The organism is Micromonospora sp. RTGN7, assembly GCF_033804645.1.
GTDB lineage: Bacteria > Actinomycetota > Actinomycetes > Mycobacteriales > Micromonosporaceae > Micromonospora.
In genome coordinates this window covers 37,103-49,814 of sequence record NZ_JAPZLF010000023.1, presented here as the reverse complement: position 1 = coordinate 49,814, position 12,712 = coordinate 37,103, and the positions used below count along the sequence as shown (strand labels likewise).

13 protein-coding genes are annotated in these 12,712 nt (G+C 73.5%); 10 read left to right on the top strand and 3 right to left on the bottom strand.

Annotated elements, in window-relative coordinates; all coding sequences use genetic code 11:
* Window positions 1–157: 157 nt before the first annotated feature.
* On the bottom strand, window positions 158–397 hold the full coding sequence (locus SNR22_RS25440) for a winged helix-turn-helix domain-containing protein (RefSeq protein WP_320069181.1): 240 nt from the start codon (window positions 395–397) through the stop codon (window positions 158–160).
* A gap of 218 nt (window positions 398–615) precedes the next feature.
* Between SNR22_RS25440 and SNR22_RS25435 the strand changes: the two genes are divergently transcribed.
* From SNR22_RS25435 to SNR22_RS25415, 5 genes are all read left to right on the top strand, one after another.
* Complete coding sequence (locus tag SNR22_RS25435; RefSeq protein WP_320069180.1) at window positions 616–1,176, top strand: hypothetical protein; 561 nt, start codon at window positions 616–618, stop codon at window positions 1,174–1,176.
* A 198-nt stretch (window positions 1,177–1,374) separates the two neighbouring features.
* Window positions 1,375–1,608: a DivIVA domain-containing protein gene (locus SNR22_RS25430; protein WP_413775703.1), complete on the top strand. Its 234-nt coding sequence runs from the start codon at window positions 1,375–1,377 to the stop codon at window positions 1,606–1,608.
* Entirely contained in the window at window positions 1,605–1,874 is a 270-nt protein-coding gene (locus SNR22_RS25425) for a hypothetical protein (RefSeq protein ID WP_413775702.1), read from the top strand. The genes SNR22_RS25430 and SNR22_RS25425 overlap by 4 nt, the downstream gene beginning before the upstream one ends.
* A 50-nt stretch (window positions 1,875–1,924) precedes the next feature.
* Window positions 1,925–2,215 (top strand): DUF1778 domain-containing protein, encoded by a 291-nt coding sequence (locus SNR22_RS25420; RefSeq protein ID WP_320069178.1) that lies wholly within the window; start codon window positions 1,925–1,927, stop codon window positions 2,213–2,215.
* Entirely contained in the window at window positions 2,212–2,733 is a 522-nt protein-coding gene (locus SNR22_RS25415; RefSeq protein ID WP_320069177.1) for a GNAT family N-acetyltransferase, read from the top strand. Before SNR22_RS25420 ends, SNR22_RS25415 begins: the two co-directional genes overlap by 4 nt.
* 41 nt (window positions 2,734–2,774) lie before the next feature.
* Here SNR22_RS25415 and SNR22_RS25410 read toward each other — a convergent pair whose 3' ends face one another.
* Together SNR22_RS25410 and SNR22_RS25405 are read right to left on the bottom strand one after the other, a co-directional pair.
* Window positions 2,775–3,647: an ABC transporter permease gene (locus tag SNR22_RS25410; RefSeq protein WP_320069176.1), complete on the bottom strand. Its 873-nt coding sequence runs from the start codon at window positions 3,645–3,647 to the stop codon at window positions 2,775–2,777.
* On the bottom strand, window positions 3,647–6,517 hold the full coding sequence (locus SNR22_RS25405) for an alpha/beta fold hydrolase (protein WP_320069175.1): 2,871 nt from the start codon (window positions 6,515–6,517) through the stop codon (window positions 3,647–3,649). Before SNR22_RS25405 ends, SNR22_RS25410 begins: the two co-directional genes overlap by 1 nt.
* Before the next feature lie 371 nt (window positions 6,518–6,888).
* On the opposite strand from SNR22_RS25405, the gene SNR22_RS25400 reads away from it, so the two are divergent.
* The 5 genes from SNR22_RS25400 to SNR22_RS25380 are packed head-to-tail and all read left to right on the top strand — an operon-like array spanning window position 6,889 to window position 12,699.
* Window positions 6,889–8,124 carry a hypothetical protein gene (locus tag SNR22_RS25400; RefSeq protein ID WP_320069174.1) on the top strand — a complete coding sequence of 412 codons (1,236 nt, stop codon included), beginning with the start codon at window positions 6,889–6,891 and terminating at the stop codon, window positions 8,122–8,124.
* Window positions 8,114–10,981 (top strand): nitrate- and nitrite sensing domain-containing protein, encoded by a 2,868-nt coding sequence (locus SNR22_RS25395; protein WP_320069173.1) that lies wholly within the window; start codon window positions 8,114–8,116, stop codon window positions 10,979–10,981. The genes SNR22_RS25400 and SNR22_RS25395 overlap by 11 nt, the downstream gene beginning before the upstream one ends.
* Window positions 10,978–11,445, top strand: a complete 468-nt coding sequence (locus SNR22_RS25390; protein ID WP_320069172.1) for a roadblock/LC7 domain-containing protein — start codon at window positions 10,978–10,980, stop codon at window positions 11,443–11,445. Before SNR22_RS25395 ends, SNR22_RS25390 begins: the two co-directional genes overlap by 4 nt.
* Complete coding sequence (locus tag SNR22_RS25385; RefSeq protein WP_320069171.1) at window positions 11,442–11,933, top strand: DUF742 domain-containing protein; 492 nt, start codon at window positions 11,442–11,444, stop codon at window positions 11,931–11,933. The genes SNR22_RS25390 and SNR22_RS25385 overlap by 4 nt, the downstream gene beginning before the upstream one ends.
* Entirely contained in the window at window positions 11,911–12,699 is a 789-nt protein-coding gene (locus tag SNR22_RS25380; RefSeq protein WP_320069170.1) for a GTP-binding protein, read from the top strand. The genes SNR22_RS25385 and SNR22_RS25380 overlap by 23 nt, the downstream gene beginning before the upstream one ends.
* Window positions 12,700–12,712: the final 13 nt, after the last annotated feature.

Sequence of the window (12,712 nt, the reverse complement as noted above, 5' to 3'; positions counted from 1 at the left end):
ACCCGCCGACAGATTCACGGAAAGAGTGGCTATCGCTGCGGAAATAGCCACTCTTTCCGTGAATTTGCGCGGGAGTTCGCGGGGTGGCGGGGTGCGCGGGGTGGTGGGCGTCAACGGTGCACGCCTAGGGCGTGAGTGAAGGGTTGAGGCGTCTCTGCTACTTCGGAGCGTCGGGCACAAAGACGCCTAGGCCTTGGTGGCCGTACAGCTCGCCAGTCTCGATCAGGATCGTGATGGCCTGGCGGACGGTGGACTGGCTGCCCACCTCGTACAGCTCCGCCAGCTCCCTGGTGGAGGGCAGCTTGTGGCCGACCGGCCACTCACCTTCCGCGATGCGCCTCCTGATGTCGGCAATGATCCGTCGGTAGTGCGGCTCGAACTTGCGCGGTGTGGACATGCGAAGTACTCCCAGCTAGGCAAGTCCATCTGATCACGAAACCCGGCGGAACCTCAAGCACATCGTTGACTTCACTATCATTACCGGTAAGGTTCGTTACGGACCGCCCAGCTAGGCACTGGTCGATCCCCCTGCCGGGGCAGCGCGTGCCCCGCCCGGACTCCCCCTTCGGGCCATCGCGCTGCCCCGGCCCCCACCCACAGACAAGGAGGTCTGGCGTGACGGAAACACAGACGGACTCGACGGTGCCCGCCGCGAGCGCGATCTGGGCGGTCGAGCAGGTAGCCGGTGAGCTGCGCGAGACGTACCTCTCCGTCGCCGCCGCCACCGTGCTGCTGGAACGAACCAGCGCGGGCTGTGCGCACCCGGCGATCCGGCTGGCCCGGCGCAGCGGTGAGGACGCGCTCGACCTGGCCGGCGACGCGGAGCGGCAGCTCAGCGACGGGGTACGCCGGCTGCGCGCCGACGTCGGCCACGACGAGCCGGCCACCATCGGTGACCTGATCGAGGTGCTGGACACCGCCCGGGGCCAGTTGGGCGCGGCAGCCGCCCGGATCAGGCAGTTCCCGACCCGGATCACCGCTGCCGGGCGACAACTCCTCGACGCCGACCCGGCCGACCTGGCCGACCGAGCCGACCTCGTCACCGAGACGGCAACCGGGCAGTGGGACAGCGCAGCCGAACAGCTCCACCTGATGGCGGCGAGCCTGTCGGCTGCGGTGGCCGCCCTCGGGACGTACACCGGCGGGTTGTCCGGCGCGGAACCCGCCACCACCTGAAGGCCCACTCGCGGCCTTGATAGACGGGCCCGGGGCGGGTGCCGGGCTCCGGCCGGTACGCCACGCGCGGTCGTGCCGGTCGCCCCCGCCCGCCTCGGCGCCGCACACATCCCGACGGGCTCTCCGGCCCGCGACACCGATCTCCCGCGCGGCACCCGAACACACCGGAAAGGCGAGACAGCCGTGATGTATCGAGCCATGCAGCGTCTGCTGCCGCAGGACATCCGCGCCGCCACCTTCGGCAATCGCCGGTGGCGCGGCCTCGACCCCGACCAGGTGTACGCCTACCTCGACCGGATCGCCGACGAGTTGGAGCGGCTCGCCCGGGAGGCAATCACCGCCAAGACCGAGACCGAGCGACTCAGGCAGGCGTTGCGGCAGGGACACTGCCGGCACACCCTGAGGAGTACGAACGGGCGGTGGCCGCGATGAGCGATCCGCACTGGATCATCCACCTGCCGACCACGCTGACCCGGGTCGACGATGTCGCCGCCCTGGCCATGGCGCTGCGCCGTTCCCTCGGCCACGTGCTCGCCATCGACTTCGGCGAGACGACCCTGTCCGAGGAGGACCGGCAGTTCGCCCGTACCCGAGTCTGGTGCGACGCCCGGCTCGACGGGCCCGGCCGCTGCCGACGCCCGGCCGACCACGACGGCCGGTGCGGGCCGGACCCGCAGCCCCAGCCAGGCATGTTGTAGTGTCCGACCCACGCTTGCTGATGGCGTACGTTGTGCGTACAGTTGCGGTGGTGAGTGCGAAGGCGGAGCGGCTGCACCTGCGGGTGGATGAGCAGCAGAAAGCGTTGCTGGAGGCGGCCAGTCAAGCGGCCGGGGCCAGCGTGTCGACGTTCGTGTTGAGGGCGGCGACTGAAGCGGCGGCGGATGTGCTGGCCGACCGGCGGGTATTCCTGCTGGACGAGGGCGCTTGGCGGGTCTTCGACGAGGCACTGCAGGGTCCCGCTGAGGAGATCGCCGGGCTACGGGAGTTGTTGACCGGTCCGACGGTTCTCGACCCGCCGACGAGCGGCGCGGAGGGGTGAGTCCTCGCTTCTCGGCGGTCGAGCCGCTGTCAGCCGCGCATGCGGTGGCCGGGTTCGACTGCGGATCCCGGGCGCAGTCCGGATGGCTGGTCGAGCATGCCCTACAAGCCCACCGGGCGGGCCTGTCTCGGGTCTATGTTGTGCGTGATGCCGACTCCCCGGATCAGCGGGTGGCTGGCTACTACACCCTTGCTGCCGGCAGCGTCGCCCCGACCGATGCCTCTCCGCGGCTGAGACAGGGCGCCGGCCGTTACCACCAGCCGGTGGTGATCCTGACCCGGCTTGGCGTCGACCGAGCCGCCCAGGGTGCCGGTCTGGGGCGTGCCTTGGTGGTCGACGCACTGCGGCGAATCGCCGCCGCCTCCGAAGTCATCGGCGTGCGGGCAGTGCTCATCCATTGTGAGGCCGAAGCCGCCCGCGACTTCTACCTGGGGCTGGCCAAGTTCGAGGCCGGCCCTACCGATCCGATGCACCTGCTGCTGTTGATGAAGGACCTACGCCGCGCGATCGGCGGCTGACCACCCTGGCCGGCCCCGCTCGGCGGTAGGCAGGCCACCCGTCAGCTGGTGATGTCCTTGCGGGTGAAGCGCCAGAAGGCCAGCGACCAGAACAGGGTGGCGTAGCCGATCGCCGAGATGCAGCCGCGCACCACGTCGTCGGTCTGCACCGGCGTCGACAGCAGCCCCAGCCAGGCGTTGGCGTAGTGGGTGGGCAGGAACGCCCGGATCCCGCCGAGCGCGGTGATCTGGTCCAGGATGCTGGAGAGGATCCAGAGCAGGACCGCACCACCGACCGCACCGAGAGCGGCGTCGGTGACGACCGAGAGCAGGAACGCCAGCCCGGCCACCGCCAGCAGGACGACCGCCAGGTAGCCGAGCACGGCCAGCAGCCGCAGCAGCCCCTCCCCCGGGTCCAGCTGGGCCGCGACCTGGCTGCTCAGCGGCTCCCAGCCGTACCGGAGGGTGCCGGCGAGCAGGGCGGTGCCGGCGAGCAACAGCAGGGCCAGCGCCGAGTACGCGAGCGCGACCAGCAGCTTCACCGCGAGCAGCCGGGCCCGGGGCACCGGGATGGCCAGCAGGTAGCGCAGGCTGCCCCAGCTCGCCTCGCTGGCCACCGTGTCGCCGCAGAACAGCGCCACCACCACGACCAGCAGGAACGACGCGGAGACCAGCAGCGCGAAGAGGGTGAAGTTCAGCCCGCCCGAGGTGGCCAGGTCGGAGAGGCTGCCGAACTCGCCCCCGCCTTCGCGGTCGTCGGAGCCGGAGTCGAACTGGAACGCGATCAGGATGATCAACGGCAGCAGCACCATGAACCCGAGCGCGAGCTGGGTACGCCGCCGGGACGCCTGCCGGCGGAACTCCGCCGCGAACGGCATGGTGGCCGTGGGGCGGTAGCCCGCCGCCGCGCCCACCGTGGAGGACGACTGCGTCATCACCGGTCCCCGCTTCCCCGAGAGTTCTCGCCCACCAGGGCGAGGAACGCGTCCTCCAGGCGGCGACGTGGCACCACCCGGTCCACCCCGATCCCGGCCCGGACCAACTCGGCCACCACCTCGCTGCGGGCGGTGCCGTTGGTGTCCACCACCAGGTTCCCATCGGAGTCCGGCAGCACCGTGACCCCGTCCAGCCGGCCCAGCACCTCGCGCGCGGCGGCCGGGTCGGTGACGTCGAGCAGCACGCTCGGCGACTCGCCGACGATCTCGGAGACCGGGCCGGAGGCCACGATCCGCCCCTTGTTGACCACCACGGCGTGGGTGCAGGTCTGCTCCACCTCGGCGAGCAGGTGGCTGGAGACCAGCACGGCTCGCCCGTCGGTGGCGTAGCGCTGGAGCACCCGGCGCATCTCGGCGATCTGCGGCGGATCCAGGCCGTCCGTCGGCTCGTCGAGCACCAGCAGCTCGGGCAGGCCGAGCATGGCCTGGGCGATGGCCAGCCGCTGCCGCATGCCGTGGCTGTACTTGCGGGTCTTGCGGTGCACCGAGTCGCCGAGCCCGGCGATCTCCAGCGCCTCGTCGAAGTGCGCGTCGGCCCACGGCCGGCCGGTGGCCCGCCAGTACGCCTTCAGGTTCTCCAGACCCGACAGGTGCGGCAGGAAGCCGGGGCCCTCGACCAGCGACCCGATCCGGGACAGCACCGGCGAGCCGGGCACCAGCCTGCGGCCGAAGACGTAGATCTCCCCGGCGGTCGGCTGGGTCAGCCCCATCAGCACCCGCAGGGTGGTGGTCTTGCCGGCGCCGTTGGGCCCGAGCAGGCCGACCACCTGGCCGGGGTGGACTTCGAAGTCGACGTTCGACACGGCGACGAAGCCGTCGGCGTACTCCTTGCGGAGCTGCCGCACGGCCAGCGGGACGCCCGCGTACTCGGGGTGCACCGAGCTGTCCTGGCGGCGGTGCCGGCGGCGGGCCAGCAGGACGACCGCGACGAGCCCGACGGCGATCGCGGCCAGCAGCCCGGCGAGCACCCAGCGCCAGACGACGGCCGTGGTGGGGATCGGCTCGCCGGCCACGGTGGGCAGCACGACCGGGCCGTCGCCGGCCGCCACGGTGTAGACGGTCGGCTCGACCGGCGTGGTGTACGCCTGGTCGGTGGTGGCCACCGTGATCCGCAGCCGGTGTCCGGCCTCGATCCGCCGGACGATCGCCGGCAGGGTGACGGTGACCGGCGTCGCGGCCCCGATCTGCGCCGGCAGGCCGGTCAGCCGGACCGGGGCGACCAACCCGTTCGGCAGGGTCGCCGCGCCGGCGGGGTCGACGTCGTAGAGCTTGACGAAGAGCACCGCCTCGCCGGTGGGCGACGCGGCTCGGATGGAGACCGTCGGCGAACCGGCCACATCGATCGCGTCGGCCAGCGGCGGCGACTCGAACCGGGCGTGCTGGCCGGGGACGTCGCCGGCCACCCCGTCGAGCAGCGAGCCGAGCGCGCCCGCGAAGGGCACCGAGGAGATGGCTGCCGGGTTGCCGTTCGGTGGGTTCGCCACCGGCTGGGCCGGCCCGGTCACCGCGACCTCGCGGCGCGCGTCGCCGGTGAGGCCCGGGTAGTCGGTGGTGCGGAAGCCGGTGGCGACCAGGCCGCGGTCGAGAGCGTCGAAGCCGGCAATCCGGGAGTACGTGAAGTCGTCGCCCGGTGCCGGCCCGTCGCCCGCGACGTAGTGGTCGAGCCACTGGACGGTCAGGAACTTCACCCGGTCGGAGTCGTTGCGGGGCCCCGCGCCGCCGTCGTGGCCGCCGGTGTACCAGGCGACCCGGACCGGGGTGCCGTTCGCCGCGATGCCGCGCGCGTTGGCGTCCGCCTCGGCGATCGGGAAGAGGCTGTCCGCCTCACCCTGCACCAGCAGCGTCGGCGCCTTGATCTTGTCCAGCACCGGGGCGGGACTGGACCGCCGCAGCAGGTCCACGTCGGACTGTTCGGCCCGGCCGGTGGTGGCGATCCGCAGGTACGCGGCGCAGACGTCGGCGGCGAACCGGCCGCACGCCGGGTCTGCCGCGCCCGCCGGGGTGCGCCCGGAGCCGGTGCCCGGCCCGGCGCCCGGTGCCGGGCTGGCCGGCCCGGCCGAGGCCGGGGCGCCCTCCGGTTGGGCGGCCGAGGTGCCGGAGAGACCGGCCGGGCCGGAGCCGGCGTTGCCACCGCCGCCGAAGAAGATCCCCGCCCAGCCCTTCTTGAACACGCCGGAGGTGGCGTCCTTGCCGGTGCTCTCCGGCAGGAACGCGCGGGACAGGTCGTTCCAGGTGATCATGGGGACGATCGCGTCGACCCGCTGGTCCTGGGCGGCCAGAAGCAGGGCCAGGCCGCCGCCGTACGAGCCGCCGACCACGCCGACCCGGGGATCGCCGGGGGCGTCGGTGCGCACCTGCGGCCGGGCGGCCAGCCAGTCCAACAGCCGCTCGGCGTCGCGCACCTCGTGGTCGGGGCTGTCCAGGTGGATCTGGCCGCCGCTGCGGCCGAAGCCGCGGGCGGTCCAGGCGAGCACCGCGTACCCCTGGGCGGCCAACTCCTCGGCGTCGGCCCGGACCGACTCCTTGGTGCCGCCGAAGCCGTGCGCGAGCAGCACGGCCGGCACCTTGCGGTCGGGCGACGCGTCCTTCGGCAGGTAGAACGTGGTGTCCAGGTCCACCGGCTCGTCGCCGGCCGGCCCTGAGCGGACGGTGACCAGCGCGGACTCGGTGCGGAAGTCGGTCGGTTCGGACCGGGTCGCCCACACCAGGGCGGCGGCCACGAGCACGGCCACCACCGATCCGGCGACGATCCGGCGGCGGCGGGTGGCCAGGGCCCGTCGTACCGGCGCGGCCGACAACGGCGATCTCATGCGGCCACGGTACGGGGCGCTTCCTGAGCGTTGGCTGAGATCCGCCGTACGTCCGTCCGATCAGGCCGATCGGCGACCAAATCGGATCCGACCGCGCAGGATACGGCGCATCTCAGTGAGATGAATTCGGATCATGTGAATTCCGATGTTCAGCCGAAATCCTCTCTGATCCATCCATGTCCGCCAGACCAGGGGTGCGCAGAGTGTCCAACAAGACACGAGCAGCGACATTGCTCGAAGTGCCGCAAACCTGACCGGCCAGTCGCGCTGGAGGCCGGCCGAGGTCGGTTAGTTTCCGGTCCGGTGAGCGGGACTGCATCGGCGACCCCCGACACCAGCACCGTCCCCCGCCGTCGCCGGAGGAGACACCCATGACCGTCCCCGCGGAACGGGTCCGTCGACGGCCCACCCTCACGGGTCGTGTGCTGTCGCTGCTGCTCGTCGTGGCGCTGCTCGCGCCGGTGGCGTTCCTCTTCGCCCAGCAGCGGCTGCTCACCGACGACGACCGGGCGCTGGCGGTCCGCGAGCGGCTGGGAGTCGAATACCTGCGGGCCCTCGGCCCGGTCACCCTGGCGCTGGTCGACGCCCAGTCCGCCGCCGTGGCCGGCCGGACCGACTCCCGGGACGCCCTGAACCGCGCGGTGGAGGACGCCGCCTCGGTGGACACCCGCCTCGGCAAGCAACTGCGCACCCACGACCGGTGGACCGGGCTGCGCGCCAAACTGGAGGCGCTGCCCGACCGGGCGCTGACCGACCCGGCCGCGGCGTTCGTCGCGTACGGCGAGGTCACCGACCTGCTGCTGGCCCTGCACCGCAAGGTCCGGGAGGGCTCCGGGCTGATCCGGGACCCGCGGCCGGACACGTTCTACCTCCAGGATGCGATCAGCGAGGAACTGCCCGAGTCGCTGGTGGCGACCGGCCGGCTCGCCGACCTGGCCGGCATCGCCGCCCGTGCTCCGGCCGCCGAGCGAATCAACATGACGGCCGAGCTGGGTGCCCTCTGGACAGGCGCCATCTCCCCCGCCAACGACCTGGTCACCAACCTCCGCGCGGCCGTGGACAGCACGGAGAGCAACAAGCTCGGTGCGAGCGTGATCACCCCGCTGGACACCTACCAACGCGCCATCGAGCGGCTCGACGTGCTCGGAACCCCGACCGACGCGTCCGAACTGGGGCAGGAGGCGGCGACGAGACGCAATCTCGCCGCGCTCGCCGCAGTCCGGACCGACGTGCAGGTCACCGCCAAACAACTCCAGCCGGTCATCCTCGACGAGTTGGACGCGCTGCTGCGGGACCGGATCGACCAGCTCGACCGGGCGCGGTGGCTGGCCGTGGCGGCGGCCGGAGCGGCCGTCCTGCTGGTCGCCGCGCTCGGAGCGGTGCTGCTCGCCGCGTTCCGCCGGGCCCGTCAGCGGGCCGCCGCCGAGCAGCGGGCCGGTGGGAACACCGGCGCGTCGCCGGGCGACGCCGACTGGGAGCCGCCGGCCGACCCGCGGGGACTCGCGCCGCTCGGCACGCTCCCCCCGGCCGAGCCCCGGACGCTCCAACCGGCCGGACAGGGCCGCGCCGCCGGCGCCGAACGGTGGGGGCACTTCGATGCTCGGTAGGCTCCGCATCCGGGGCAAGCTCGCCCTGCTGGTGATCATTCCGCTGCTCAGCATGGTCGGGCTTGCCGTGCCGGTGGTGTACGACCGGGTCGCCACCGCCCAACGGGCCGCGGACACCGCCGAGGCCGTCCGGGTGGCCAGCCGGGTCGGCACCCTGGTCCAGGACCTCCAACAGGAGCGCACGCTCTCGGTCGGGCTGCTACTCGGTCGGATCGCCGGCACCGAGCTGATCCAGAAGTCGGCCAGCGTCGACGACCGCGTCGCCGATCTGCGCGTCGAGCTGGGCGACCAGCTTCCCGACCGGGTCGCCAGCGCCCTGGACGGGGTGCGCCGGCTGGCCGACCTGCGCACCGCCGTGCTGGGCCGCCGGGCCACCCCGGAGCAGGTCATGCAGACCTTCGACCCGGTCGTAATGGCGCTGATCGCGGCTCTGCGGCTGCCCTGGCTGGTCGACACCACCACCACGATCGGCCAGCAGGTGCTGGCCCTGGACGGGCTGCTGCGCGCGGACGAGGCGATGGCGCGGTGCGCCACGCTGATCGTCCTCGTGCGGACGACGGGCGATCCGAGGGCCGCCGCGAGCTACGTCGCCTGCGTGGCCACGCTCAACGTGGACAACAGGCGGTTCCGCAGCCTGATCACCCCGGAGCAGTTGCGGCTGGCACAGTTGGACGACGCGGCGGTCGCCGCCCGGACCAGCCCGACGTTCCTCGCCGACAGCTCGCGGGACCCCGCCGCCGCCATCGCCGGGATCCCGCCCGACGTGCTCTTCCCGTCGGCCCTCTCGATGATCACCCTCGGCCAGTTCGTGGAGAAGAAAATCATCGCGGACGTCACCGTGCAGGTGCGCGCCGAGCAACGTCGGGCGCTCATCGCCGCCTGGCTGGTCGGCGACGCGGCGGCCGCCGTCCTACTGGTCATGGTGCTGCTCAGCGTCGCAGTGGCCCGGAGGGTGGCCCGACCGCTGACCCGGCTCACCCGCTCCGCCGACCGGGTCGCCCGGGCCGCCGAGTCCGAGCTGATCCGGGTCGCCGACGACGAAGGCGAAAGCGTCCCGTCGATCCGCCTCGACCCGGTCGATGTCCGGGGCCAGGACGAGATCGGCGACCTGGCCCGCGCGTTCGATCGGGTGCAGGCCACCGCGGCCGGGCTGGTGGAGCGGCAGATCGCCGCCCAGCGCAACGTGGCCCAGATGTTCGGGCACGTCGGGCGGCGTACGCAGAACCTGGTGGGCCGGCAGATCGCGATCATCGACCGGCTGGAGGAGCAGGAGACCGACCCGGTACGGCTGGAGCACCTGTACCGCCTCGACCACGTCTCCAGCCGGCTGCGCCGCAACGCCGGCAGCCTGGTGGTGCTCTCCGGCTCGACCGGCACCGACGGGCACTCCGCCCCGGTGCCGCTGGCCGATGTGGTCCGCCTCGCGCTCGGTGAGATCGAGGACTACACCCGCGTCGACGTGTCGGTTCCGCCCGGGGTGTCCGCGGCACCGGCCATCGTCGGCGACCTGGTGCTGGCGCTGGCGGAGTTGATGGAGAACGCCACCGTCTTCTCCCCGCCGCACACCCGGGTGGTGGTGACCGCCGCGCCCACCGAGGGCGGCATCCGGTTGTCGGTCGTGGACCGGGGCATCGGGATGTCGGAGGAGCGGCTGGCCGGCGAGAACTCCCGGCTCACCCGCCGGGAACGGCTCGACCTCGCCCCGACCGAGGTGCTCGGACTGTTCGTGGTGGGCCGGCTGGCCCGCCGGCACGGCTGGACGGTGGACCTCGTCCCCACCACCGGTGGCGGGGTCACCGCCCGCGTGGAGATCCCGTCCGCGCTGCTGATCGTCCCCCCGGCCGACCGGGCCGGTGTCACGGTGGCCCGGGCGATGGTGCCGACCCGGGACCGGCGGGCCGTTCTTGCCCGGCCGGGGCCGGCCGGCCCCGGCCGGGCCCTGGCCGCCGTCACCGCGTCGCCCCACCCGCCGGCTGCGCCGGCCGGGTCCGACGAGCGGAGCCCGGCAGCGCTCGGGGTCGACCACGAGGTGCTCACCCGGGCCACCCGGTCGATGGAGGGCGGCGAGTCCTGGGACGCCTTCGGGGCCAGTTCGCCCACCGGGTCAGGTAGCTCCCCCGGGACCGCTCCGCCGACCGCCGGCCCGTCGCCGGCCCTGGTCACCCCGCCGACCGCCGGCGTCACGCCGGGCGCGCCCGCCGCCGCTCCCCCGGCGGCCCCCGGCGCTGCCCGGCCGCACCGTGACGCCGCGCCGGTCGGCGGGGCCGTCGGCCTCGACACCACGTCGCCGCTACCCAAGCGGACCCGGGGCGCCGCCTTCCCCGCCCCGCCGTCGGTCGGTGGGCCGGTCGCCCGGCCCACCCCACCAGCAGCGGGGTCGACGCCCCGGACGGGAGCGGGCTCACCGCCGGCCGGCCTCGCACCACCGGCCAGCCTCGCCGGGACGGGCGGATCGGTGGCCGGGGCGCTGCGGGGAGGCTCGGGCATCCGGCAACGTGTTCCCGGGGCGAGCCTGCCCCGCACCGGGCCGACCGTCGGCCCGGTGGACGCCTCCACCGCCGACCCGATCGCCGCCCGCACGCTGGTCGAGGAGTTCGAGGCCGGGGTACGCCGGGCCGAGCTGCGGCCACCGACCGGCAGCCCGGCCGGGGCGACCGAACTGCCGGGCCAGGTCCAACTGAGCCGGCGGGTTCCCGGCGCCAGCCTGACCGTCCCGCCGACCCGACCCGTTCCACCCGTGCACCCCGGCGATCCGGCCAAGGTGCGGGACCTGATCAACGAGTTCGAGGCGGGCGTCGCCCGTGCTCTGAGCGAAGTCTGTCCAGACCGCCGCTACGAAAAGGGATCGACACGGTGACCAGCCCGTTCCTGCACGAAAACATCGAGCATCAGAACCATCCCGGGGACCTGAGCCCGGAGGCCCGAACCTTCAACTGGCTGCTGGACTCGTTCACCTCCAGCACCGCCGGGGTGGTGGAGGCAATCGCGGTCTCCTCCGACGGGCTGCTGATGGCCATGTCGGCGATCAAGGACCGCTCGAACGCCGAACGCCTCGCCGCCGTGGTTTCCGGCATGACGAGCCTCGCCGGTGGCGCGGCGAGTTGGTACGCCCTCGGCGGGCTGAACCGGGTGATCGTCGACATGGCCGACGGCTACCTGCTGATCAGCGCGATCAGCGCCGGCTCCGTGCTCGGGGTGGTCGCCGACCGGTCGGCGAACCTCGGCACCGTGGCGTACGAGATGACCCTCTTCGCGGGGCGGGCCGGCGGCGCCCTCACACCGCGGCTGATCGCCGAGCTGAAGAACGCCGTCCAGCAGTGAGCTCGGGCGTCGCCAGCGCCGGGCCGGATCCGGAACCTGTGGTCCGGATCCGGCCCTACCTGCGGGCGTCGTCCCCCCGGCGCGACGACGGTGCGCCGGGCGGCGTCCCCGGCGCACCGGTCGACCCCGAGCCGGTCCGACCGGCCGGACCGCGCCCGTTCGTGCTGACCGCCGGCCGGGTGGCCGGGGCGGACCCGGCCATCGGGCTGGAGACCCAGGTGACCGCCCGGCCGCAGGCCGGCGGGCGCAACGCCGGGTCCGCGTCCCTGCTCGCCTCGGAACTCCAGGTGATCATCGCGCTGTGCGGTGAGCCGATCTCGGTCGCCGAGATCTCGGCCCGGACCCAGATGCACTTCGGCGTCACCCGGGTCCTGGTCGGCGACCTACGCGCCGCCGGCCACCTCGACGTGCACGTCGGCACGTCCGAGGACGCCCTCGACCCCGACATCATCCTGCGAGTGATTGATGGACTTCGTGCGATCTCCTGAATGGCCGACGGCCCCGCTCGGTGGGCTGGCCGGCAACAGCGCCGCCGGCCGCTACGGCACTGCGGCGGGTGCACCGCCCGTCCCCGGGCACGCCTCCCCGCCGTACCCAGCGCCGCCGTACCCAGCGCCACCGACCCCAGCGCCGCCGTACCGGCCGCCGGCTGGGCCGCGGCACGCCACGCCGGAGCCCGGTACGGGCCGGATCGCGCCGCCGATCCCGGTCAAGATCCTCATCGCCGGCGGCTTCGGCGTCGGCAAGACGACCACCGTCGGGGCCATCTCCGAGATCGCCCCGCTCACCACCGAGGCGGAGATGACCAGCGTCGGGATCGGCGTCGACGACCCGGGCGACCGGTCCGCCAAGACCACCACCACCGTGGCGATGGACTTCGGCTGCGTGACCATCGACCGCAGCCTCAAGCTCTACCTCTTCGGCACCCCCGGGCAGTCCCGCTTCGGGTTCATGTGGGAGGACCTCGCCCTGGGGGCGCTCGGCGCGCTGGTCGTGGTGGACGGCGACCGGCTCGACGACTGCTACCCGGCGATCGACTTCTTCGAGCGGGCCGGGCTGCCGTTCGTCGTCGGCGTGAACGCCTTCGACGGCCGGCTGGCCCTGGACCTCGCCTCGATCCGGTGGGCCCTGGCCATCGGCGATCAGGTGCCCCTGGTGCAGTTCGACGCCCGGGACCGGCTCTCGGTGCGGGACGCCCTGCTGGTCCTCCTGGACCGGGCGCTGGACCGGGCCACCCGGGCGACGCGGGACTGAACCGTCCCCGGGC

Bases quoted from the DNA above. Each gene is read 5' to 3' on its own strand.
- SNR22_RS25430 (WP_413775703.1), top strand. From the start codon at position 1,375: ATGCAGCGTCTGCTGCCGCAGGACATCCGCGCCGCCACCTTCGGCAAT.
- SNR22_RS25410 (WP_320069176.1), bottom strand. From the start codon at position 3,647: ATGACGCAGTCGTCCTCCACGGTGGGCGCGGCGGCGGGCTACCGCCCC.
- SNR22_RS25405 (WP_320069175.1), bottom strand. From the start codon at position 6,517: ATGAGATCGCCGTTGTCGGCCGCGCCGGTACGACGGGCCCTGGCCACC.
- SNR22_RS25395 (WP_320069173.1), top strand. From the start codon at position 8,114: ATGCTCGGTAGGCTCCGCATCCGGGGCAAGCTCGCCCTGCTGGTGATC.
- SNR22_RS25380 (WP_320069170.1), top strand. From the start codon at position 11,911: ATGGACTTCGTGCGATCTCCTGAATGGCCGACGGCCCCGCTCGGTGGG.
- SNR22_RS25400 (WP_320069174.1), top strand. From the start codon at position 6,889: ATGACCGTCCCCGCGGAACGGGTCCGTCGACGGCCCACCCTCACGGGT.
- SNR22_RS25440 (WP_320069181.1), bottom strand. From the start codon at position 397: ATGTCCACACCGCGCAAGTTCGAGCCGCACTACCGACGGATCATTGCC.
- SNR22_RS25425 (WP_413775702.1), top strand. From the start codon at position 1,605: ATGAGCGATCCGCACTGGATCATCCACCTGCCGACCACGCTGACCCGG.